The organism is Bacillota bacterium (assembly GCA_013177945.1).
Classification (GTDB): Bacteria; Bacillota; DSM-12270; order Thermacetogeniales; family Thermacetogeniaceae; genus Ch130.
Window position 1 is genome coordinate 96940 of record JABLXW010000002.1, and the last position, 22964, is coordinate 119903.

The window sequence follows — 22964 nt, forward strand, 5'->3', positions numbered from 1 at the left end:
AAGGTGGGGAAACGAATGTGTAACGAATCTGAAGGTAAAATTCTCTTCCCTGACCTGATTGCCTTTCGTAGATCCCTGATTGACTGGGGACAGGAACATTTCCGTTCATTCCCCTGGCGACTCAACCGGGATCCCTACCGCATCCTGGTAGCAGAAATTATGCTTCACCGTACCCGTGCATCACAGGTTGTGCCGGTATACAAGAAATTTATAAATCGCTACCCCGATGTTAAAAGTCTGGCTTCTGCGACTAAAAATGAGTTACACGAAGTTTTATTTCCTCTGGGACTTCGCTGGAGGGTGAACCTGATTCACGAAATGGCGTCCTCCCTTGTTGAACGTTTTGGTGGTAGAGTGCCAGAGGGAAGAGAAGACCTGTTGTCCCTTCCGGGGATCAGTGATTACATTACTGGTGCAGTACGCTGTTTCGCATGGAATTACCCGGAGCCACTGGCAGATACCAATACGGTGAGAATCATCGGTCGGCTTTTCGGTCTCAGGGTCAGCGATTCATCCCGGCGTAATCGCCATTTTCGGAAACTACTGGCTGTTCTTGTTGATCCGGACGAAGCGGCGGCATATAATTATGCCCTGCTGGATCTGGCTAATGAGGTGTGTACGCAAAAGCAGCTGCCGAAATGCTCACAGTGTCCCGTTTCGGTATGGTGTGCGTACGTCGCTGGAGCGTGATTACTATGAAAAAAACAGATATTGGGAGAACAGAGGAATATCATTCCAGCAAAGCAGTATTCCGTCCCAGGGCACGAATTCTTCAGATTCTGGGACAGGAAATGATTAGCAGTAATGTGGTCGCTGTCATTGAGCTGGTCAAAAATTCATATGATGCAGATGCCACCAGGGTTCTAGTTCGCTTTCAAGGTCCTCTGGAAGCTGGCCAGGGAAGCATAGAGATCATAGATAATGGTCACGGTATGTCTCTTAAAACAATCAGAGAAGCCTGGATGGAACCAGCTACAATTTTCAGGAGACGAAGGGCACATAGTAAACGACGTTTTCGTCGTGTACTGGGGGAAAAAGGTATTGGCCGATTTGCAACCTCGCGCCTTGCCAGCACTCTTGAAATTGTAACACGCCTTGAAAATAGTGAGCAGGAGATAACAGTTCTACTCGACTGGAGGCAGTTTGAGGATGAAGAAAAGTACCTGGATGAAGTTGAGGTTCTGTGGGAAGAAAGAAAACCAGTAGAAATAAATCCTGGTGGAACGATAGAGATGCTTTATGAAAAAGATGATATTCTTCCACCAGTAGAGCAACTAACTCATGGAACCATCCTTAGAATGAAAGGTCTGCGTTCTGCATGGGGAAAAGATCAGATCGAAGATCTACGGAGAGGATTGTCAAGACTTGTTTCACCGTTTTTTGGTCGTGACGAGGTAACTGCAAATGATGAGTTTCAAATCCGTCTTGAATTTCCCGAGCCTTTTGAAAATTTTTCTGAAGTGATTGAACCACCGGAAATTATAAAAACGCCTCATTACATGATAGCGGGCGATATTTGTGAAGATGGATATTTTAACCTCATGATCAGGTTACGGGGGAAAGATGATCCGGAAGAAATAAGCGGTATATTTATTCTAACTGATGGTAGAAAGCCAGAATGTGGGCCTTTCCGTCTGGAAATACGTGTCTGGGATCGTGAGGAAAGGTCACTGGATGAGCTTGCAAAACAGCACAATTTGACCATACAGGACATTAGAGAGACTCTGGATTACATGGCAGGAATAAGTATTTACCGTGATGGATTCAGAGTTTTACCATACGGTGAACCACATAATGACTGGCTTCGCCTTGACTTGCGCAGCAGGCTGAATCCCACTTTACGGTTGGCCAACAACCAAGTAATTGGTTATGTTTAATTTCTGCGGATAGAAATCCCAATCTTCGCGATCAGAGTAACCGTGAGGGACTTATCGAAAATCAGGCTCTGAGTGATCTGCGCGAACTTATTATACATGTATTGAAAGAACTTGAAATAAGACGTTATCAGCAACGTCCACGTAAATCGAAAGAAAGATCCAGGGCCGGTGGCCTGTTTGCAGGTTTCGATCTTAAGGATTTACATGATTTATTGAAGAAGCAACACCCAGAGGATACTTATCTTATGCAGATGGTGGCCAGTAAACAAAAAGATCTGGCGGATCGGGTTAGAGAAGTTCAGGAAGTTTTATCACGATACCGCCGACTTGCAACGCTGGGGCAGTTGATAGATACTGTTCTACACGAAGGGCGTACACCTGTTGCAAAAATAGATAACGAGGCTTATCTGGGATTACGTGACATTAATCGCGCAGAAAATGAGAGCAAAATACCTGTAGAAAAGTTACGGAATCGTTTTGAGGTAATAAGAACTCAATCCGGGGCTCTGGCAACTGTATTTCGTCGAATAGAACCCTTTGGGGGCAGGAAAAGGGGAAGGCCTAAAAGCGTTCGTCTGGAGCAGGTTATTGCTGATGCTTTTGATCTTTTAAGCTCTGATATAAAAAGAGCGAATGTTCAGGTTGATCTTCCGCAAACCGATACGTGGGTTACTGTAGACCAGGCGGAAATTCAGGAAGTGATCATCAATCTGTTACAGAACAGCCTGTACTGGTTGCTTCAGGTACCGAAACAGCAACGTAGAATATCGGTTGTTGTTTCAAGGGAATTGACGGGAGAGGTACAGATACTGTTTTCTGACAGTGGTCCGGGTGTTGATCCTGAGGTAAGAGAACGAATATTTGACCCGTATTTCTCAACCAAGCCTGATGGTATCGGGTTGGGTCTGGCTATCGCTGGGGAAATTGTGAGTGAGTATTATGACGGAGCATTAGAACTTGTTGAGGGCGGGCCTCTACCTGGTGCAACTTTCAGGATAATTCTGCGCAGGAGGGTTTAGTATGAGCTCTCAAATTACTTGGCGGATACTGCTTGTTGATGATGATCATCATTTTTGTCAAGAAGTAAAGGATTTACTGGAGGATCAGAATGTTTTGGACTCGGGTGACAGGTTAAATGTCACAACATTAAACAAATTTCACCAAGCTTTGGAAACCATCGAGAAGCACCGTTTTGACTTGCTGATATGGATGTCAGACTTGATTATGGTGAAGGTCATACGGAAGAGCGGATAGGTATTGAGACACTCCAATCCATAAAGGAAAGATGTTTTATTCCGGTTATTTTTTACACTGCCGTGCCCCATCTTGTGCGCGATCTCGAAAACCAAGTGATTCGTGTTGTTGAAAAGACTCAGGGGTTGGAATGCTTGTTAGAAGTAATACGAGAAACCCTCAACACTCGTCTCCCCTCTATAAATAGAGCACTTGTCAGACATCTGAAAAAGGTTCAGCGGGAATATATGTGGGATTTTGTAAGTGTACACTGGGAGGAACTTGCTGACAGGTCTGATCCCACCACGCTTGCTTATTTACTTGCAAGACGCCTTGCTTTATCCCTTTCTGAATCAGGTGTCTGTGAACTGATTCAGGACCTTGGTGGATCTCCAGAGAAAACTGGAGAAAAAGTTCATCCTGTAAAGTATTATATAATGCCCCCAGTGGTTAATAAGCCCCTTGCTGGTGACCTTTATCGTGGCAGCGTTGATGGGCAGGATGGGTACTGGGTGCTGCTTACCCCAACCTGTGATATCTGGCAGGACAAAGCGGAAAGGATTTTGCTGGCTTTTTGCAGGCCGCTAGAGGACAGTAAGGAATATAGAAAATGGTTAGACAGATTGCCTGACCCGTCTAAAGACGTTGATAATGAATTTCGCAAATTGCTTGCAGACGGGCAGTCAGAACGTTACATGTTTTTACCTGGGGCTATTAAACTACCTCATCTTATTGTTGATTTTCAACAACTGGTTTCGGTACCATATGAACAGCTGACTCAAATGGAGAGAGTAGCGTCGCTGGATAGCCCCTTTGCAGGTAAACTTCTGACGCGGTTCGTTCGTTATTATGGACGGCAGGGGGCGCCTGATCTTGATGTAGATGTTATCACGGAACTTTTGCGGAACCAGCTGTGCTGTACAGAAGCTGCCACTGCCAAAGAAGAGTAGCTTGCTAATTTCACAAGCATTCTTTTGTTGTTCAAGGTAGTGTCAATACTTTTGTGTAAAATTTAATTTCTGTTTAGGGCAACCCTCAACGAATGGATTTTTAGGCAACCGCTTTCTGCTGCATTTTCAAGAACCCATCAATCCTCTTTTCGACCAGGTTTGATTCAGATTCTGTGATATTGCAAAAATACACCTCAGGCAGCAGTCCTCATTAGGGAGGCTGTCCATCTGCCTTGTCCGTCTTTTAAATTCTCGATTTTTTCTTCTCTCCGCCTGTAGCGAGGAAGAACCTTCGATTCAAATTCGCCGTTACGGTCTCTTGCCACTTGAATATCTTCAATCAAGCCAAACCGGGTGAGGAGATCCCTTTCGTAATATCCGTTGCGGTTGTTATCCCTTTTGCCATTTCCCCTCTGGTACTGCTCGTAACCCAGAAATTTGGTTAGTTCCTGCTTTATTGCTTCTTCGAGGGCATGTTTGATGAACTGCCTGATATAGAGAGCCAGATATCGGTTGATGAGAATTTCCTGCCCCCATTTCTCGTTGGCCCGTGTCAACCCATGAAAAAATCTTACCCAGGGATCACTAGCTCACTCATTTAAAGATCTAACCCAACAAGATTAACTAATTTGTTATCTCACAGCTATGAATTTCGTTTTCCGGAACCATGAACTCATCAGGCCCCTTGACCAGAAGCTCTTCAATCTGTCTGTGGAGTGCTAAGGGATTTATAGCCTTGAATTGGTGTTCCAGAAAGGCCTGAACATTAGGTTCCAGAACTCCGGTCTCTATCAGGCGCTGGAAGGGAGTGCGGGCGACATCGTAGCGTTTTATAATCCGTCCACCCCGCCTTTCTTTGGCAATCACCTTCCTCATGGGGAGAAAGAGGTTCACAAAAGCTTGCCAGAAGCCCGTAGAGGGCGTTTAACCATGCAACAGCCTCGGGGGAATCTATCGTTCGTACCCGACGATTTCCCGCACAAATTGGCGGTTCTTTTGCTCCACATGGGCATTGTCATTCTTCCGATAGGGTCGGCTTCGGGTAAACTCAAGCCCATTTTCCCGGCAGAACCTGACCAGGTGGTGATTGAGAAATTCACTGCCGTTGTCTGTATGCAGCCCCCAGGGCCAAAATGGCCATTCCCGAAGGATTCCAGCCAGTTCCCTGGAGATCCCTGCCTGGCCCCGTCCCAAAACGGCCCTGCGGCGGCTGTAGCCGCTGACGATATCAAGCACGGTAATGGTATAAGCGAACTGGCCCAAAGAGGAACCACCATTGTGCTCCACCAGGTCCACTTGCAACGCTCCCGGCCGTTCCTCATCCCAGGCATAGCTCCTAACCGGGACTTCAACCCGCAGCCCGGAAAGAGACCTGTTCCTGGACCCTACCAGCCTCCTCTTGGGAGATTGCCACCTGGCAAGGAGTCGGGCTAGGGTGGAACGACTGATTTCAGAAAGCTGGTCCTTGATCAGAGGAGTAAGAACAATCTCTCCGTGACGTGCTAGGCTCTCGGCTGTAGAAAGGAGTACGGGATGCAGCCGCTCCGCGCAAGGGTAGTCCAGTGCCTCCCAGACAACCTGGATGACAGGCAAGGCTTCCAGGTATTTAGGCTTTCTTGCTCTGCGGATCTTCTGCTTTCTTTCGGGCAGTGGGTGATTCAGCACCTGAATGGCGTACTTCCGGTGGTAACTCAGGTTTTCCACCACTTCATCGATGATCCGCGACCTCTCGTTTTTGGTTTTTGCGCCCCGGTAACGTCTTTGGGCAATGGCTAAATACTCACGGCGGCTTTGAAGTGACATTCTCAAAACTCATCCCCCAGGTCAAGATTTATCCGTGAGTGAGCCATTTCCCTCTTGGTAAGATTTTAACTGAGTGATCGCGGTTGTTTTGGGAATTGTCTATATATGAGGGTACGCCCTTTTTTGTGGTTTTTCCTTTTAATTGATTTTACGCTACCTCGGGGGAGTTGGATCAAAGAGCTGAAGTGCCGACAACAACCACATAAAACTCTAGAAGTGCGCGAACGGCAACGGGAATTTATGGGGCATCTTGGGGATATTGGAGATGTAAAGCGGTAGGTTCGTATTATGCTCCAATCGTAAAACCACCTACACAGGTAAATGCTGACTACAGCAAAGAAATTTACTACGAATATTAAAAAATGTTGAGGCGGTTACAGCCGCTACCTCACTGTGCTCAAAAACAACGCAGGTAAGATTGCCGGTTTCCTTAGAGAGGTTGCTTACGTGGGAGGAGCTAGCGTATCAGACCATCTACGACCAGACATATAACTTCTTGCGCTGGAATCTCGGTTTCGCTCACACTACGTCTCACTGGATCGCCCTCGGCATCAAATGGATCATTCAATGGGGAGTATTGTAGTATGGGCGCTTCTGGCGGTACTCCTAACTTGGACCGCGTTCTTAGCGAGTTCAGTGAAGAAGAATATGAGGGGTTCAAGCAGTTCAAGCGCTGGATACCCGATAACCATGACAGGCTTTGGGCCCAACCTAAACTGGCCCGCGAATGCTTAGTAGAGGTCTTCAAGTGTCTTGTGCCAACCAGAGGCGAAGAAGACTTGGAACGGATTTTCGAAGCTCTAAGCAAAGACGCACCTGGGATGCCTCTTTTAAAGCTGTTCAACAAAAAATCAAGGAAAAGGGGTTAATGTTCAAACCTGCGCCAGGATAGGATGGTCAGATAGAAGCCCAAAGTACCAGTCTGCGGTGATCAAGGCGGCCCTGAGGACGCTTTCAAATGATGCTCCGCTCCCATTCGTTGGATAGCCTCCTCAGGTTCGTTGAAACCTACGGCTCGTCGAGCGTAGCGAGCACGATTAGAAAATATGCCGGCAAGATCGCCGATATAGTGGATAAGCTGCTGACCTGGGCAGATGTTCCGCTGAAAGCTATTGAAGATCAAATCACAGGTGGTCTCAACGGGATCGGCGTTCCTTACTCCACGGGAAAGGCTGTAGGTTACTACATCCGACTATTTGTGGAGTGGGTTCTCCTCTGAGAGGCGGGTAGCATCTTGGACAAACATCAGGGCTTTGAGGAGCGGATTCGTAAGCTTGAGGAGCGGATTCGAGAGACGGAAATTCGCCAGCGGCTCCTCGTGGATGCCATTGCCAGAGTTGCTGAACTGGTTGATCCCGACTTTCGCTCGTTTTCGCTGTTGGCTTTGATCTCTGGTTTCCGGGGCAAAGACATCGAAGAAATGCAACATTTCTTCGAGGAATGGGTCATCAACAACCTACCCGACGAGGAGAACGGGCGCGAAAAGTTTGTTCAAGAGTTTACGCGGCGTTTCCCACAGTATGCCCATTTGCTGGAGGCGATAATGCAAGCCTACCAAGCGGATGGACTGTTTCCACAACTGACTCGCCTTATCTTGGAATAGCTCCAGACAAGCGTGGGAAACGCAAACAAGGGAGTGGAACAGAATAGCAGCCGCAAGCCTACAGCCTTAGCCTGCTCCTGGAAGCGGGGTATGCGGCGGTGCTCGCTGCGGGCGTGTGGATGGTGGCGGCGAAAAATCATTGTCAAAGGAGCAGATGCTTTCCTCGCGTGTCCGGGCAAGCGCAGCAAGGTAGGCATCTGCGAAGTCGACGCTTTTTTTCGCCATATCTTGCAGGGCCTGGATAAGCAAAGCGGGGTTTTCAGCGAAAATACCGTCGGCGCTGAGAAAGGAGATCAGGGTTTCGGCGATCTGGCTTTTGGCATACCTGTAAAAAGAAGAAAGTACCCAGACGATTTCGGCTACTACCAGATGAGATACCCGCAGGCCGATATCTCCTTTTTCAGCACGGCTCATTAGCTCCAGGGCTTTAGCAGCCATTTCCGGTGGGTCGCCGGTGAGAAAGCGCAAGACAACGTTGGCATCAACCCAAAAATAAACCATTACCTTTCTTTCCCTTTACCCAGTATCTGCCGGGCCAGCCCGGTGGCTACCTCTTCGCGAACTTCCGTCTTGCCGGGGTAGGGTCTCTTAGCAGGCAGAGAAGCGTAGAGTTCGGTTAAGCGTTTGCGCTTCAGGGCCCTGACCTTAACCTCTCCGTCCGGGCTGAGATCGAACACGAGCTCGTCTCCCGGTTGTAAGTTAAGCTTACGGCGGACGGCTACGGGTATCGTCACCTGCCCCTTACTTGTTAACCTTGCTCTTAACATTTAAATACCTCCTTACGTCTAAGGATAAGCCTTACATCAGTTCCTGTCAAGGGTAGTTGCCTGAACGGGGTTTGGACTGGTCTTTACCCTGGAATTCGGCCGCCGTTTCGCCCGGATGGCTGTCGCTTGGTGCGACACCGCGCTGGCCGCGATCACGCAGGAGGACAAGGCCCAGGGTAAGAAAATACCGTCCTCTTTCCAGGACCTGCGTGGCAGGGAGAGAGGGACGGAGCCGGAAGCCTTCATGGAAGCGATAAACAGGATGGCTCTGACCCAACCGAAGTTGCGGAAAGGGTAACGGAAGGGGAGCCGTCCGGGCCTGCTACCGGCCGGCAGCCCGGAATAGTACGTTGCATCTGAGTCCGCAAGCTGTTTTCGCGAAGATGCTGCTGGTGACCAGACAGAGAATGAGAGGTATGTGCAACCGCAACACGCGGCCAGCATCATCAAGAAAAGGGATTTACGGCCTTCACCTCGCCATAATACTGCCCGGGGTTCAGGTCTTCGGACCAGATTACTTTGCTGCCCAGCGCCTCGGCGCTGCGAATAATCATCGCGTCCCAAAAGGATATGGCGTACCTCTGTTGAATCCTGATGGCCTCCAGCACGTCACCGGCATCCGGCGTGTGCACGCGCCAGTGCGAAAGATACTCAATGATCCGTGCTGCCGTTTCCGGCGGAAGCGGCTTGCGGACCTTTTGGGTTACCGTCACGTAGAACTCCTGCAATACCTGCACGCTGAGGCAGCCGTTGCCCGATTGCCAGAGTTCTGCGACCAGAGCCTTAGCCCGGGTGTGCTTTTCCCCGGCCGAGGTATCGTGGGCATAAACCAGCACGCTGGTATCCACAAACTGCCGGCCGCCGTTTTCACCGGTCATAGAGATCGCTCCTGGTCCACGTGATGTTTCCCTTCGTCGCCAGGTCAAACTCGTCCAGCATGGCCAGGTGGCACTCCTTTGCCCTGCGGTACTCGTCTTCCCTGCGCGTGAGGTCCACGAGCAACTGGGTGAGAAGACCGGAGAGCGAGGTACCCCGCTCAATAGCGATATGTTTTGCCCGGCGCAGCACTTCCTTGGGTAGCGAAAGGGTAACATTCTGGTACTCCACATCCTTCACCTCCACGTAAATAAGTGTATCACTTGGTTGCGTGATAAGTCAAGTCCTCCAGCATACGCGGATCGCGTCAAGCCACTATAGGGTGATGCCGAATTCACCACCTACAGATTCTGGTATTTCCTTCCGGTATTAATAGGACAATCCGTGTCTCACGTAGAATTTTGGCGAAAGGAGATGATTCCTTCATGCCGAAGGTCAGGAAACTGGAGAAAAAGGCGGATGCAAGCGAAAAACCGATGGTTCGGGTTGTCCTGGGAGGAGGAGACGGCCTCAAGCGCGCTCTGCAGCTGCTGGCGAAAAAAGTGCTGGAGGAAAAGGAACGGAGGGAAAAATGCGCGCAGGAATCTATATCAGAGTAAGCACAGAAGAGCAGGCACTGCACGGGTACAGCGCTGCGGAGCAGGAGGAAGCCGGGAGAAGGCGAATACACGAAATTGCTTTACCGGAAGAACCCGTCGAGGTTTACGTTTTTGCCGATCTGGGTTATTCCGGAGCCACCCTGGACAGGCCCAAACTTACGGAGATGCGGGAATGGATCAGGGACGGCCGCCTTGACCTTTTGGTTTTGCGGGACCCGGATCGGTTGGCGAGGAAACTGGCCCACCAGCTGCTGCTGACGGAGGAGTTTGAAAAGGCCGGACTCAGGTTGGAGTTTCTCGACTTTGAGTGGAAGAACACCCCGGAGGGCAGGCTCTTTTACTCTATAAAAGGGGCAATCGCAGAATACGAGCGGGAGAAGATCCGGGAACGAATGATGCGGGGGAAGCTTCAGAAGGCGCGGCAGGGCGGGATGCCGGTCGGCTTTACTGTCTACGGGTATCAATACGACCCCGAAACGGGGAAAGTGAGTATTAACGAAGACGAGGCTGCTGTTGTCCGAAACATTTTCAAATGGTTCGCGAATGAGGACATCGGAATTGCAGGCGTCACGAACCGGTTGAACGATTTGGAAATACCCACAAGAAAGCGCACCGGGTACTGGCACCGGCAGGTCGTCCGGCAGATCCTGGTCAATCCCGTCTTCAAAGGCGAGTGGAAATACGGAAAGATCGACTGGCACACCCGAACCCTCCGGCCTCCCAGGGAGGTGATTACGATCCCCGTCCCTCCGATCGTGGACCCCGTAACCTGGGAAAAGGCCCAGGAGAAGCTCCGGGAGATCCGAAGGCTCTGGACGAAGCAGGGAAGGCGGAAATACCTCCTTTCCGGCCTGCTCACCTGTGCAGACTGCGGAAACACGATGGGGGGAGCGTACATCAGGTGGTGGGGGGTTGCTGAACGCAGGTATACATGCCGCCGGGCAAGGTGCGTATCCCGGAACCAGGGGTGTCGCCCGCCTAAAGCAATAAGGGCCGACGAACTGGAAAAGATCGTTTGGGGTCAGGTGAAAGCGGTCTTTTGCGATCCGGACACGGTTGCCCGGGAGGCTGCGACGAGCGCGCCGCGTGCTGATGAACTTCGCCAGGAACACAGGCGCATCGAAAAGCGGCTGCTTGAGGTGGAAAGGGGCCGGGAGGCCGTCCTGGACGCCCTGGCCTCGGGGCTCTTTGAACTCGACGTGAAAATGAAGGCGAAGCTGGCGGATTTAAAGGAAAAGAGAGAAAGGCTCGAGGCGAGGAAAAAGGAGCTGGAGCATGTTCTGCGCAGCACGGAAAGCGCAGCCGTTAGGATGGACGAGCTTAGGACCCTGGCAAAGGGGGTCCTGGACCGGTTGGATGAGATGAGTTTTGAGGAAAAACGGGGCCTGGTTCGCGCCCTGATTCGCCAGATTGTGATCACGGGAAGGCCGAAGCCGGGTCGCGCAGCCAAGAGCATGGAGGGGGTTGCGGTAACGGTTATTCTTCAACTGGAGGAAGCTGTTGAGAGTATTACCAATGTTTCCCGCAAGGTATAGTCTTTGAGATTGAGATCTTAATGTTTCTGAGGGCCGCGAAAAAGTCCAGGGGGGAGGTTTCCCTCTACGATCCCATCGGAACGGATAAAGAGGGGAACGAGATTACTCTGATGGATATTTTAGGAACGGGGCCCGAAGCAGTCTCGGAAGTGGTTGAAAATTTTTTTGAGGAACGGCGCCTGCTGGAAAAAGTCAAGAAGCTGCACAAAAGGGAGCGCAAGGTTTTGGAGCTCAGGTACGGCCTTTTTGGGGGCTTGCGAAAAACGCAGCGGGAGATTGCACGCATGCTCGGAATTTCCCGGAGCTATGTTTCCCGAATTGAGAAAAGAGCAATTAAAAAGCTGCTTAAAGAACTTTCAGCAGAAAGCTGAATCCGGCGTAAAATTTTCAAACTCTTGTAAAATTTAAGGAAATGTGTTAAGTTGATCGGGAAACATATGTTGCCGGGAAGAAACCGTAATCACTTTGGAGGCGCCGCCTGATATGCGCTATTACTCCCTGAGCCGTTTTTTCCGGGAGCGCTTCGGGTTCCGCGTTTACAAACTTCCGGTCTACGCCGGATTCACCTGTCCGAACCGGAATGGCACCATCAGTGATAAGGGGTGCATTTTTTGCTGGAACCCGAGCTTCAGCCCCGCGCTCGGCGATCCCGCCGCTTCTCTGCGGGCCCAAATTGCAGCAGGGAAGGCGGCTGTTAAAAGGAAAGAAGGGTGCAGGTTCCTGGTCTACTTCCAGCCCTACACCAACACCTATGCTCCTGTTGAAAAATTAAGGTTGATTTACGACAGCGCCCTTGCAGATCCCGATGTGATTGGAATGTGCATCGGGACGAGGCCGGATTGCGTCCCGGACGCGGTGCTGGATTTACTGGCGGAATACGCGGCCAGGTGGCACGTTTGGGTGGAGTATGGGTTGCAGTCGGCCCATGACCGGACCCTCTTGCTGCTCAACCGGGGCCATACCAGAGCTGACTTTGAGGACGCGGTTGCCCGCAGCCAGGGAAGGGGGCTTTTTCTTTGTGCCCACGTAATCCTGGGGCTGCCCGGCGAAACGAGAGAAGACATGCTGGAAACCGCATTGTTTTTGAGTTCCCAGCCGATTCAGGGAGTTAAAATCCACCACCTGCAGGTAATTGAAAACACCCCTTTAGCCGAAATGTACCGGGAGGGCCGCGTCCAAACCTTAGGTTTTGAGGAGTACCTCTCTTTGGTGTGCGATTTTTTAGAACTGCTCCGCCCGGATCTTGTCATCCACAGGCTTGTAGGTGAGGTTCTGGAGAGCAGGTATCTCCTGGCTCCCCACTGGGGGGTGGGGAAGGCCCAGGTGCTCAGCGCGATTGAGAAGGAACTGGAGCTGCGGGGGAGCCGGCAGGGCTCTAAGTGGCGACAGATGAAAGAAGAACCGGGTATTGCACTGCAAGAAGGGTTGCCGCAGCAAGCGCGAGAATAGTTTAAAGGCAGGAACGGAGATGAACTTGAACTTGCTTCGCCCCAACCGGATTTATCGCTCTGTGCTGGAAATCCCCCTGGAGGATCTCCTCCGGGCGGGGATCCGCGGCATGATCATCGATCTTGACAACACCCTTACCGAGTGGCGGAATCCTGTTCTTTCTCAAGAAACCGTAGCATGGCTGGAAAGGGCGAAGAACCTGGGCTTTCGGGTCTGTTTTGTTTCCAATAATTCTACCCGGCGCGTCCAGGAGGTGGCTCAGCGGCTGGGCTTTCCTTTTGTCGCCCGGGCCCAGAAACCCCGGCGGCGGAGTTTCCGGCACGCTTTAGAAATTATGGGAACACGGGCCGAGGAAACTGCTGTGATCGGGGATCAAATTTTCACGGATGTTCTTGGAGGAAACAGGGCAGGTCTTTACACGATCCTGGTAGCTCCCATCAGCAGGCGGGAATTTTTTGGAACCCGTTTGATGCGTCTTCTCGAGAGGCTCATTTTAAAATAAAAACGCCGGAATCGACGCGTTCTGACAAAGTTTTACACCCGTATTTGATAAAATTTTGCAGTGTATGTATTGAATTTTCCGGAATTTATCAAAACTCATAATTTTTATTATTAGGTGGGAGTGAAAAAATGATATCGGTGCTTGTTGTGGATGATTACCCTGCATTGAGAAAGCTCCTTGTTGAGTACCTGAGGACCTGTCCTCGCCTCCAGGTTGTGGGGGAAGCAAAGAACGGCCTTGAAGCAATTGAAATGGCAAAATCAAAACGGCCTCAGGTCATCGTCATGGATGTGCGGATGCCGGTTTTGGATGGAATCAGTGTAACCCGCGTTATTAAGGAACGGTGGCCTGAGATCGTAGTAATCAGTTATTCAGGTGATCAGGCCCCCGAGGTGGCCCGGGAAGCCAAAGCGGCTGGAGCAGCGCTGCACCTGACAAAACCGCTCAATCTGGAGGAGCTTGCGGCACGGATCCAGGAACTGGTTGCGGTTCTGGCGTAGCCGCCCGGCTGTTTCTGGTTAAAATGAAGCAAGGCGGTTTTTTACCGCCCCGGTCTTGTGACAGCAACGAGGTAAACTTCTTCTTTCCGGGCTCCACCTTTGTTGCGGTTGATAAATCTTTCCGCCTCCTGCAGTTTCGCCAGTTCCTCCTCGGTGAGACTGGCGATATCGAGTTCACTCAGGTTATGGGGCATTTTCTGACCTCCTTGAATTGAACTTCTTAAATTCATTATGGCCGCTCTGCACTTTTTTTATGTAATTCACCTGACGGAGGTTTGAACCAGGGCATGATTACCGGGCAGACGAAGGTTTTTGCTTTATTCGGGGATCCCGTTCTGCATTCCCTTTCTCCGGTCATGCAGAACAAGGCCTTTGCCTTCCATGGCCTTCCTTGCTGCTATGTCCCCTTTCGGGTAAGGAAGGAGGACCTCCAGACGGCCGTTGCTGCCATTCGCGCCCTGGGATTGGGAGGTGTCAACGTTACCATTCCCCATAAAGAACAGGTAATTTCATACCTGGATGAGGTCGACAGGGAGGCCAGGCTGATTGGCGCGGTTAATACGATCCTGAATCAGAACGGGCGGTTAATCGGATATAATACAGATGGAGCCGGATTTCTTCTCTCTCTCAGGGCGGAGGCAGATTTTGCGCCTGAGGGCAAGCACGTTGTCGTGCTGGGGGCCGGAGGAGGGGCGCGCGCGGTGGCCTTTGCCCTTGCCCTGGAGGGCGCCAGGACGCTGCGGATTTTCAACAGGAATCCGGAGCGGGCGCAGGCGCTCGCGGGGGACCTGCACCGGGCAACGGGGTGTGATGTGGAGGCGGGTGCCCTGAGGGAGGATCTCCTTTCGGCGGCGCTTGCCCGCGCCGATCTGCTGGTGCACGCCTCCCCCGTTGGGATGTACCCCCACCACGACGAGGCTCCCCTCGTGGATCCGTGCCTGCTGCGGCCCGGCCTGGTTGTCTGCGATCTTGTTTACAATCCCCCCAGGACGCGCTTGCTAAAAGAGGCTGCGGCGCGGGGCTGCCGTGTCGTGGGCGGAATTGGAATGCTGGTGCATCAAGGCGCCCTTGCCTTTGAAATCTGGACAGGGCTGCAGGCGCCTGTGGCGATCATGCGGGCTGTTGTGGAGGAAAGTCTGCGGAATTCCGCTTGAGAATTCGAAAGGAATGGAGAAGTGCGGGGATGCTGCGTTTGTTGACGGCCGGAGAATCACACGGCCCCGCCCTGGTGGCGATCATTGAGGGATTGCCCGCGGGGGTCCCGGTAGACAAAGGCGCGATTGATGTCCAGCTGAGGCGCCGCCAGTTTTCTTTCGGGCGGGGAGCGCGCATGAGAATTGAGCGGGATCAGGTAGAGATTCTTGCCGGAGTAAGGAAGGGCCTCAGCCTGGGGAGCCCCATTGCTCTCATGGTAAGGAATCTGGACTGGGTGAACTGGCGGGATGTCATGTCTCCCGATCCTGCGGAGATTGTGCCGGAAAAGGAAGAGGAGAGAAGGCTGACGCGGCCGCGGCCCGGCCATGCCGATCTGGCAGGAGGCCTCAAGTACCGGCAGGAGGATTTGCGTAATATTCTGGAGAGGGCCAGCGCCAGGGAAACCGCGGCCCGGGTTGCCGCCGGAGCCGTTGCCCGCCTTTTTCTGGAGAACCTGGGCTGCTCACTTGTCGGCCACGTTGTTCAGATCGGGTCCGTTGCCGTTGATTCTCTGGGGCCTGACTGCCTTGAGGCCGCGGCGCGTGCCGCAGAAAATCCCGTTGCCTGTGCCGATCAGGCGGCTGCCGGAAAAATGATCGAGGCGATTGAGCAGGCAGGGGAAAAGGGGGACACGCTTGGCGGGGTCTTCGAGATCATTTGCCTCGGCCTTCCCCCTGGCCTGGGGAGCCACGTCCACTGGGACCGCCGCCTCGATGCCCGGCTTGCGGCGGCTTTGATGAGTATTCCTTCGGTGAAGGGGGTGGAGGTCGGCCTGGGCTTCCGGGGCGCCGCGCTTCCCGGATCTGCCTACCACGATGCCATCTGCTACACCCCGGAAGAAGGTTTTTACCGCCCCACCAACCATGCCGGGGGGCTCGAGGGGGGGATGACCAACGGAGCGCCGCTGGTTTTGCGTGCGGCGGTAAAGCCGGTTCCCACTCTGCGCACCCCGCTCCCGAGCGTGGACCTTTTGACAAAAAAGCCGGTGGAGGCTGCCTTCGAGCGGAGCGATGTTTGTGTGGTGCCTGCCGCCGCGGTGGTGGGTGAGGCTGTGGTGGCGTGGGTTCTGGCCTCCGCCGTTCTGGAGAAGTTCGGGGGAGACACGCTGGAAGAGGTCAGGACGCGCTGGGAGGAATACCTGAGCTACATCAGGCAGGCTTGAGGGGCGATGGAAATTTGAAGAAGGAAAATATTGTCTTGACGGGGTTTATGGGGACGGGAAAAACGGCGGTGGGAAGGCTCCTTGCCGCCCGCTTAGGTCTGGATTTTATTGACACCGATCGGGAAATTGTAGAGGCAACCGGCCTTCCAATTCCTGAAATTTTCCGGAGGTACGGAGAGAAGCGTTTCCGCGCGGAAGAGCGCCTCGTGGTGCAGAAGGTCTCAGAGCGCAGCCGCTGTGTGATCGCGACCGGGGGCGGAGTTGTTTTGGACCCTGAAAACATGGAAAGACTGCGGAGAAAGGGTCTCATTATTCTTCTGGAGGCGGAGCCTGCGGTGATTGCCCGGCGTGTTCGCCACCACTCAGGGCGGCCTCTTTTAAAAAGGGGAGATGATTTAATTGCCCGGATCGAGAGTCTCCTGGAAGCACGGGCGCCTTTTTACGAAAACCACGATTTTAAAATCGATACTTCAAATCTCAGTTTGGAGCAGGTGGTCAAGGCCATCATTTCTTTTTTAAAAAAACAGGGATGGGAGTTCAAGGGGGAAACGTACGATGGGAACCCTGCAGGTTAACCTGGGGGCGCGCAGCTATCCGATTTTGATAGGCTCTTCTATTCTGCCGGAACTGGGCCGGTATCTGGTCCCCCTGCACCTTTCTCCCCGCATCTTTGTGGTGACGAATGAGATCGTGGGTGGGATCTACGGAAAGCAGGTGCGTGATGCCCTTGCGAAAGCCGGTTTTGAAGTAGTCTATCACGAGCTGCCGGATGGGGAAGAATACAAATCGCTCGATTCTGCCTCCCTGCTTTACACCTGCGCCCTGAAGGGGGGCGTTGAGCGGCAGAGCGCCCTGGTCGCGCTGGGCGGCGGCGTAATCGGGGATCTGGCCGGGTTTGTGGCAGCTACATTCTTGCGCGGCATTCCGCTCGTTCAGGTGCCGACAACTTTGCTGGCTCAGGTTGACAGTTCGGTAGGAGGAAAGGTTGCCGTCAACCACCCGAAGGGAAAAAATATGATCGGCTGTTTTTATCAGCCCCTCCTGGTTTTCACCGATGTCGCCACCTTGCGAACCCTTCCCCTGCGGGAATTGCGGGCGGGGCTGGCAGAGGTGATCAAGTACGGTGTCATTTGGGATGAAGGATTTTTTTACTTTCTGGAGGAAAATCTGGATCGGGTCTTAGCCTGCGACCAGGAGGTTTTGGTTGAAATTATCAAGCAGGCATGTGCAATCAAGGCGAAGATCGTTGAAAAAGACGAAAGGGAATTGGGGCTGCGGGCTATCTTGAATTTCGGCCACACCGTAGGGCATGCCCTGGAAACCCTGACCGACTACCGTGTCTACCGGCATGGTGAGGCCGTGAGCATCGGAATGGTTGCTGCGGCAACCCTGGCGGTAAAAAAGGGCGTTATGGATCCGGGTGACCGGGAGCGCCTCATCGCCCTTTTAGAGCGGGCAGGGCTGCCGACGCGCCTTCCTTTTGACGCCGGGGAAATTCTTGCAATCTTGCCCCGGGACAAAAAGGTATACCACGGAAAGCTGCGCTTTGTCCTTCCTCTTGGCCTGGGTCAGGTGGATATCTTTTCGGATCTTGAGCCGGAAGAAATCAGGACTGCCCTCGAGGAATGCCGTGAAAAAGGAAGGGATGGATTGTGAGTCAGCCGGATGGCCTGGAACTGCTGCGCCTCACCGCGCGCCGGGGGGCCTCTGATTTGCATTTGACTGTAGGGATTCCTCCCGTCCTTCGCCTCAACGGCTATCTTGTTCCCCTGGAATTCCCCCCGCTCACCGTGCCGGATACGGAAAAGATTGCGCGCTCCCTTTTAACCGAGGAGCAGTGGAAGCGCTTCATCAGCGAAGGAGAAATCGATCTCGCCTATTCTCTGCCCGGGGTGAGCCGCTTCCGCGTTAATGCTTACAGGCAGCGGGGATCCTGCGCCCTTGCAATCCGGGTTGTCCCCACAAGGGTTCCCACTTTTGAGGAACTGGGCTTGCCGGAGGTTGTTAAAAGCCTGGCGCGGCGCCCGAAGGGATTGATCCTGGTGACCGGACCAACGGGGAGCGGAAAAACGACAACTCTTGCTGCCATGATCGATTTGATAAACAACGAGCGCCATTGCCACATCATTACCCTCGAGGACCCCATTGAATACATCCACCAGCACCGGAAGAGCATCGTGAACCAGCGGGAAATTGGAGCAGATACGGCATCCTTCGCCAGCGGCCTCCGTGCAGCCCTGCGCCAGGATCCGGACGTGATCCTTGTTGGGGAAATGAGGGATCTGGAAACCATTGCCACCGCCATTACTGCTGCCGAGACCGGGCACCTGGTTCTTTCCACCCTTCACACCGTTGATGCCACCCAGACCGTAGACCGGATCATCGATGTTTTCCCTCCCCACCAGCAGCAGCAGATTCGCATCCAGCTTGCGGCGACTTTACAAGGGGTCATCGCCCAGCAGCTGCTTCCCCGTGCCGACGGGAAGGGGCGCGTGCTCGCCCTGGAGCTCATGGTCGCCACTCCCGCGGTGAAAAATCTGATCCGGGAGGGAAAGACCCACCAGCTGATCTCCACCATCCAGACGGGAGGGAAGTACGGGATGCAGACCCTCGAGAGTTCCCTGCGCCGTCTTTGCGAATCAGGTCTCATTACCAGGGAAGACATGATGGCCCATCTGCCGGATATCAATACCTACCAGAGGGGTCTCCATACCTATACCTGAATCCAGAGGTGAGGAAAATGCATTCCAGACCGTCTTTTCCCTCGCACCCTGCGGAACCGGTTCGCAGGGCGGAGATGACGCTCAGGCTTTCCGAGTTTGAGGTTCCGCCCATGCAGGACCTGCTGCTGGTGGGGAAGAAGGCCCCCATTGGCCCGGAGGCTGTGAGGCGGATGGTGGACGCGGTCTCGCCCCAGCAGTACGAGATCGTTCACATTGAGCACGACATTTTTGAGGCGGTAGTTTTGAAGAAGTCTTTGCTGAAGTTCCTCCCGCGGGAGAAGCTGCTGGCCATCGTTTTGGAGGAGGGGGCCCGCTTGGCGACTGAGAATACTGTTGTGAAGGCCCAGGTCAACATTGTTGTCCAGGTGAATCGGGCGGTGGATCTATGAAATTAACCGTCGGCGAGATCATGACCGGAGAGCTTGTGACGGTTAGTCCTGACGACAGCGTGGACCAGGCTGCTGCCTTGATGAGCAGGTTTAAGGTAGGCGGTCTTCCCGTGGTCGACGGGGAGCAGCTCGTCGGAATCATCACCTCGCGGGATGTGAGGCGCTCCCACCCCAACAGGCTGGTGGCCGATGCCATGAACAGGAAGGTGATTTCGGTGCCTCCGGAATGCTCGCTTTGGGAGGCCAAGGAGCTCCTGGACTCCCATGGGATCGAGCGCCTCGTCGTGGCAAAGGAGGGCCGACTGGTCGGGGTGGTGACGAAGTCCCAGCTTTATGCTGAACTGGCAAAGCACGTGGACACCCTGACAGGTCTCAACAAGGCGGAGTTCCTGCAGGGGAAGGCTTGGGAGCTGCTGCAGGAGGGAAGAGAGATCGCGGTCATTTTCCTCGACCTCGACGACTTCGGGATGATCAACAAAGAGCACGGGCACGTTTTTGGGGACGAGGTGCTGCAGAAAGTGGCCCAGATTCTGAAAGGCGTGATAGGTGATGTTGATTATCTCTGCCGCTACGCCGGGGACGAGTTTGTAATCCTTACCACGAGGCCTCTGGAAGAAGCGAAGAGGCTTGCCTTCCGGATGGTGGAGGCGCTCGAAAAGGTGGAGTGGCCAGGCGGTGTCAAAGTGACGATATCCGGCGGTGTGGCTGGAGGAAGGAGGAGGTTCACCCGAACCGGGGGGCGCGGTGCGAGCTTCCGCGACCTGCTCAACATGGCGAGCCTGGCTTCGACAAGGGCGAAAAAGGAGAAAAAAAGAGTTGTCGTGGCAGGGCAGGTGGAGCTGAAAGAAAGGGTTTAGAGGGAAGGGGATCTGGATGTCTGCAGGAATGCACCGCAGGCTTCTAGGTGATATCCTAGTGGAGTACAATCTCATCACCCCGGCGCAGCTGGAGGAAGCTCTGAAGGTGCAGCGCGAGACCGGGGAGCGCCTCGGCGAGGTGCTGGTGAGGCTCGGTTACGTGAGCGAAGACGACATTCTGGAGGTCCTGGAGTACCAGCTCGGCATTCCCCGCGTGAGCCTCGCAGATAAGCCCCTCAGCCCCGACCTTGTGAGGAGTTTGCCTGAATCCCTGATCCGCCGTCACAAGGTCCTCCCTTTAAGGAAGGAGGGCAGCACCCTCACGGTCGCGGTCGCCGATCCCCTCAACGTCGTCGCCCTCGACGACCTGCGCTTTGCCACGGGTCTGGAGATCAACCCCGTGATAGCGCGGCGCCGGGAGATCGAAGAGGCCCTTGAGCGCTGCCTGGCAGCACCTGAGATGGGCAGGGCCATTCAAGAGCTTGCGATGGGCATGCCCGAGGAGGAAGCACGGCCCGCGCGCACCGAAGAGGCCGCGGCTGAGGAGGCCCCGGTTGTGAGGCTGGTCAATTCTCTCCTGAGCAGGGCGATTGCTGAGAAGGCGAGCGACATCCACATCGAGCCCCAGGAGCAGGGGGTGCGGGTGAGGTACAGGATAGACGGCTCCCTGCGCGAGATCATGCAGCTGCCCAAGCGCGTCCAGGCGCTTGTTACTTCGAGGATCAAGATCATGGCAAACCTCGATATTGCCGAAAAGAGAGTTCCACAGGACGGCCGCATTCAGCTGAGGCAGGATGAAAGGGACATCGACATGCGCGTCTCGACTATGCCCACCGTCTTCGGGGAAAAGATCGTGATCAGGCTCCTCGACAAGAGCAGTGCCTTGCTGAATTTGAACCAGTTAGGGTTTTCTTCGCAGAATCTCGCCCGCTTCAACGCCCTGATCAGGAGTTCGTACGGCATGATTCTGGTCACCGGCCCAACGGGAAGCGGGAAGACCACCACACTTTATGCTGTGCTGAACGAGCTGAACACCTCCGAAAAAAACATCATCACCATCGAGGACCCTGTAGAGTATACACTGCCGGGTGTCAACCAGACGGGCATAAACCCTAAGGCGGGCCTCACCTTTGCTACAGGCCTGCGCTCCATCCTGCGCCAGGACCCGGACATCATCATGGTGGGGGAGATTCGGGACGCGGAGACCGCGGCGATCGCCGTGAGGGCCGCCACCACCGGCCACCTCGTGCTTTCTACGATGCACACGAACGACGCCGCGGGCGCCTTCGCGCGCCTGATCGACATGGGGGTCGAGCCCTTTCTCGTGGCGTCCTCGGTCCTCGGTGTAGTGGCCCAGCGGCTGGTCCGGGTGGTCTGCCCCCGTTGCCGGGAGGCTTACGAGCTTTCTCCCGACACGCCGGAATACGCCTTTGTGAACTCAGACAAGCCTGTGAGGGTCTTCCGGGGCCGCGGCTGCGCGGCCTGCGGTTACACCGGCTACAAGGGGAGAACGAGCATCCAGGAGGTCCTGGTTGCCACCAGGTCGATCAGGGCGCTGATCAATGCCAAAGCTCCGGCAGGCGAGATCAGGAGGTGCGCCCTGGAGGAGGGAATGGTTCCTCTGAAAGAGGACGGGATCGCCAAGGCCCTGGAGGGGGTGACCGCCTTGCAGGAGGTGATACGGGTAACCTATGCGGAAGAGTGACGCAAATTTTTTTAATTTCTTGCAGGAAAATGGGGAAACTTGGCGAATCATGTAGAACAATTCCAGCAGTTATGAGCTTGGATGAGATCTCATGGCGGGGACTTTCGTGTACCGGGCGCGCGACTCTGCAGGCAACCTGGTCCGGGGGATGCTCGAGGCCGAGAGCGAGGCCGCGGCTGTGGCCCTCCTGCGCAGTCAGAACTACTTTATAGTTGATGTTGCCCCTGCACCGGCCGCGACGAGGATGGTAGACTTTTCTGCGCTTTTGGGGCAGCGGGTGGGGTCGGGGAGCCTCGCCGTCTTCTGCCGCCAGCTGGCCACCCTGGTGGAGGCCGGGATCCCCCTGCTCAGTGCCCTCACCGTTTTGGCCGAGCAGGCCGAGGACCGGCGCCTGCGCCGGGCGGTGGCGGGGGTGGTCCAGCACCTCGAGGCGGGGCGGAGCCTGGCGGAGGCGCTCCGGTTTTTCCCGCGCATCTTCCCGCCCGTGATGACCAACATGGTGGAGGCGGGAGAAGTGGGAGGGGTTCTTGACCGCGTGCTTGAGCGCCTCGCCCTCCACTTCGAAAGGGAGCACGAGATGCGGGGCAAGATCAAGTCTGCTGTGACATATCCTGCAATAGTGGTGCTGATCGCAGTTGCGGTTCTGGTCGTTCTCGTAACCTTCGTCCTCCCGACTTTCATGACCATGCTGCGAGAACTTACCGTGCCGCTGCCTTTGCCGACAAGGTTTGTGATGGGCATGAGCGTGGGTTTCCGCCGTTACTGGTACTGCGTGCCGCTTCAGGCCTTAGCCCTGGCCGGCGGCCTGCGGGCGGTTGTTTCCTCGCCCCGCGGGAAGGAATGGTGGGACCGCCTCCTGTTGCGCTTGCCGGTTTTCGGGAGCCTTTTTCGGAAGATCATTATCGCCCGCTTCTGCCGCACCCTGGGAACCCTCTTCCGGGGTGGCGTGCCTATCCTGCGCGCCCTCGACGTGGTGAAGAACGTGACCGGCAACACTCTGGTGACGCGGGCGGTGGAGGAGGCGGCCGAGAGCATCCGGGAAGGGGCGGGCCTCGCGGGGCCCTTCGCCCGGAGCGGGGTCTTTCCCCCCATGGTGACCCGCATGGTTGCGGTGGGTGAGGAGACCGGGGCTCTGGACGCTATGCTCGAGCGCGCCGCGGTCTTCTACGAAAGGGAGGTCGAGACGGCAGTCGCGCGGCTGGCTTCACTCCTCGAGCCTTTCCTCATCGTGGGCTTGGGG

26 protein-coding genes and 3 pseudogenes are annotated in these 22964 nt (G+C 54.4%); 21 read left to right on the forward strand and 8 right to left on the reverse strand.

Going from position 1 to position 22964, the window contains the following annotated elements; translation table 11 throughout:
- The first annotated feature begins 15 nt into the window (after positions 1–15).
- From HPY58_02265 to HPY58_02275, 3 genes and pseudogenes are all read left to right on the forward strand, one after another.
- Complete coding sequence (locus HPY58_02265) at positions 16–690, forward strand: A/G-specific adenine glycosylase (protein NPV28481.1); 675 nt, start codon at positions 16–18, stop codon at positions 688–690.
- A 5-nt stretch (positions 691–695) separates the two neighbouring features.
- Positions 696–2896, forward strand: a pseudogene (locus tag HPY58_02270) (histidine kinase).
- A gap of 186 nt (positions 2897–3082) precedes the next feature.
- Entirely contained in the window at positions 3083–4060 is a 978-nt protein-coding gene (locus HPY58_02275; protein NPV28482.1) for a response regulator, read from the forward strand.
- Positions 4061–4254: 194 nt separating this feature from the next.
- On the opposite strand, the gene HPY58_02280 is transcribed toward HPY58_02275, so the two are convergent.
- On the reverse strand, positions 4255–4617 hold the full coding sequence (locus tag HPY58_02280) for a hypothetical protein (GenBank protein NPV28483.1): 363 nt from the start codon (positions 4615–4617) through the stop codon (positions 4255–4257).
- Positions 4618–4684: 67 nt separating this feature from the next.
- Positions 4685–5863 (reverse strand): annotated as a pseudogene (locus HPY58_02285) (transposase family protein).
- Positions 5864–6447: 584 nt separating this feature from the next.
- On the opposite strand from HPY58_02285, the gene HPY58_02290 reads away from it, so the two are divergent.
- The 3 genes from HPY58_02290 (at position 6448) to HPY58_02300 (ending at position 7466) form a co-directional block, all read left to right on the forward strand.
- Complete coding sequence (locus tag HPY58_02290) at positions 6448–6732, forward strand: hypothetical protein (protein ID NPV28484.1); 285 nt, start codon at positions 6448–6450, stop codon at positions 6730–6732.
- 110 nt (positions 6733–6842) lie between these two features.
- Positions 6843–7082 carry a hypothetical protein gene (locus HPY58_02295; protein NPV28485.1) on the forward strand — a complete coding sequence of 80 codons (240 nt, stop codon included), beginning with the start codon at positions 6843–6845 and terminating at the stop codon, positions 7080–7082.
- 15 nt (positions 7083–7097) lie between these two features.
- Complete coding sequence (locus HPY58_02300) at positions 7098–7466, forward strand: hypothetical protein (protein NPV28486.1); 369 nt, start codon at positions 7098–7100, stop codon at positions 7464–7466.
- A gap of 132 nt (positions 7467–7598) precedes the next feature.
- Here HPY58_02300 and HPY58_02305 read toward each other — a convergent pair.
- The 5 genes and pseudogenes from HPY58_02305 to HPY58_02325 form a co-directional block, all read right to left on the reverse strand.
- A pseudogene (locus HPY58_02305) lies at positions 7599–7967 on the reverse strand (type II toxin-antitoxin system VapC family toxin).
- Positions 7967–8233, reverse strand: a complete 267-nt coding sequence (locus HPY58_02310; protein NPV28487.1) for an AbrB/MazE/SpoVT family DNA-binding domain-containing protein — start codon at positions 8231–8233, stop codon at positions 7967–7969. The pseudogene HPY58_02305 and the gene HPY58_02310 overlap by 1 nt, the downstream one beginning before the upstream one ends.
- A gap of 46 nt (positions 8234–8279) precedes the next feature.
- Positions 8280–8510 (reverse strand): hypothetical protein, encoded by a 231-nt coding sequence (locus HPY58_02315; GenBank protein ID NPV28488.1) that lies wholly within the window; start codon positions 8508–8510, stop codon positions 8280–8282.
- Between the two features lie 169 nt (positions 8511–8679).
- On the reverse strand, positions 8680–9111 hold the full coding sequence (locus HPY58_02320; GenBank protein NPV28489.1) for a PIN domain-containing protein: 432 nt from the start codon (positions 9109–9111) through the stop codon (positions 8680–8682).
- A complete protein-coding gene (locus HPY58_02325) occupies positions 9101–9340 on the reverse strand; it encodes a CopG family transcriptional regulator (GenBank protein ID NPV28490.1) in 240 nt (79 codons plus the stop codon). The genes HPY58_02320 and HPY58_02325 overlap by 11 nt, the downstream gene beginning before the upstream one ends.
- Before the next feature lie 194 nt (positions 9341–9534).
- On the opposite strand from HPY58_02325, the gene HPY58_02330 reads away from it, so the two are divergent.
- From HPY58_02330 to HPY58_02355, 6 genes are all read left to right on the forward strand, one after another.
- Complete coding sequence (locus HPY58_02330; protein ID NPV28491.1) at positions 9535–9708, forward strand: hypothetical protein; 174 nt, start codon at positions 9535–9537, stop codon at positions 9706–9708.
- Positions 9681–11243: a recombinase family protein gene (locus tag HPY58_02335; protein ID NPV28492.1), complete on the forward strand. Its 1563-nt coding sequence runs from the start codon at positions 9681–9683 to the stop codon at positions 11241–11243. Before HPY58_02330 ends, HPY58_02335 begins: the two co-directional genes overlap by 28 nt.
- Positions 11244–11263: 20 nt before the next feature.
- Positions 11264–11614, forward strand: coding sequence for a sigma-70 family RNA polymerase sigma factor (locus tag HPY58_02340; GenBank protein NPV28493.1), 351 nt, complete (start codon positions 11264–11266; stop codon positions 11612–11614).
- A gap of 112 nt (positions 11615–11726) precedes the next feature.
- Complete coding sequence (locus HPY58_02345; protein ID NPV28494.1) at positions 11727–12692, forward strand: TIGR01212 family radical SAM protein; 966 nt, start codon at positions 11727–11729, stop codon at positions 12690–12692.
- Between the two features lie 19 nt (positions 12693–12711).
- A complete protein-coding gene (locus tag HPY58_02350) occupies positions 12712–13194 on the forward strand; it encodes a YqeG family HAD IIIA-type phosphatase (GenBank protein NPV28495.1) in 483 nt (160 codons plus the stop codon).
- Between the two features lie 128 nt (positions 13195–13322).
- Positions 13323–13694 carry a response regulator gene (locus HPY58_02355; GenBank protein NPV28496.1) on the forward strand — a complete coding sequence of 124 codons (372 nt, stop codon included), beginning with the start codon at positions 13323–13325 and terminating at the stop codon, positions 13692–13694.
- A gap of 41 nt (positions 13695–13735) precedes the next feature.
- Here the strand turns inward: HPY58_02355 and HPY58_02360 are convergent, their stop codons facing one another.
- Complete coding sequence (locus tag HPY58_02360) at positions 13736–13888, reverse strand: hypothetical protein (protein NPV28497.1); 153 nt, start codon at positions 13886–13888, stop codon at positions 13736–13738.
- Between the two features lie 93 nt (positions 13889–13981).
- Between HPY58_02360 and HPY58_02365 the strand changes: the two genes are divergently transcribed.
- The 9 genes from HPY58_02365 to HPY58_02405 all read left to right on the forward strand — a co-directional run.
- The gene (locus HPY58_02365) at positions 13982–14848 is read left to right on the forward strand and encodes a shikimate dehydrogenase (GenBank protein NPV28498.1); all 867 of its coding nucleotides are present in this window, start codon (positions 13982–13984) and stop codon (positions 14846–14848) included.
- Between the two features lie 29 nt (positions 14849–14877).
- The gene (aroC, locus tag HPY58_02370; GenBank protein ID NPV28499.1) at positions 14878–16050 is read left to right on the forward strand and encodes a chorismate synthase; all 1173 of its coding nucleotides are present in this window, start codon (positions 14878–14880) and stop codon (positions 16048–16050) included.
- A 47-nt stretch (positions 16051–16097) separates the two neighbouring features.
- The gene (locus HPY58_02375; GenBank protein NPV28500.1) at positions 16098–16625 is read left to right on the forward strand and encodes a shikimate kinase; all 528 of its coding nucleotides are present in this window, start codon (positions 16098–16100) and stop codon (positions 16623–16625) included.
- A complete protein-coding gene (locus HPY58_02380; GenBank protein NPV28501.1) occupies positions 16606–17706 on the forward strand; it encodes a 3-dehydroquinate synthase in 1101 nt (366 codons plus the stop codon). Before HPY58_02375 ends, HPY58_02380 begins: the two co-directional genes overlap by 20 nt.
- Positions 17703–18773, forward strand: a complete 1071-nt coding sequence (locus HPY58_02385; GenBank protein NPV28502.1) for a type IV pilus twitching motility protein PilT — start codon at positions 17703–17705, stop codon at positions 18771–18773. The genes HPY58_02380 and HPY58_02385 overlap by 4 nt, the downstream gene beginning before the upstream one ends.
- Positions 18774–18790: 17 nt before the next feature.
- Positions 18791–19162: a hypothetical protein gene (locus HPY58_02390; protein ID NPV28503.1), complete on the forward strand. Its 372-nt coding sequence runs from the start codon at positions 18791–18793 to the stop codon at positions 19160–19162.
- Positions 19159–20019 (forward strand): CBS domain-containing protein, encoded by an 861-nt coding sequence (locus tag HPY58_02395; protein ID NPV28504.1) that lies wholly within the window; start codon positions 19159–19161, stop codon positions 20017–20019. Before HPY58_02390 ends, HPY58_02395 begins: the two co-directional genes overlap by 4 nt.
- 16 nt (positions 20020–20035) lie before the next feature.
- Positions 20036–21724 carry a type II secretion system ATPase GspE gene (gene gspE, locus HPY58_02400; protein NPV28505.1) on the forward strand — a complete coding sequence of 563 codons (1689 nt, stop codon included), beginning with the start codon at positions 20036–20038 and terminating at the stop codon, positions 21722–21724.
- Positions 21725–21815: 91 nt separating this feature from the next.
- Positions 21816–22964: type II secretion system F family protein (locus HPY58_02405; protein ID NPV28506.1), on the forward strand; the 1149-nt coding region annotated here is incomplete at its 3' end.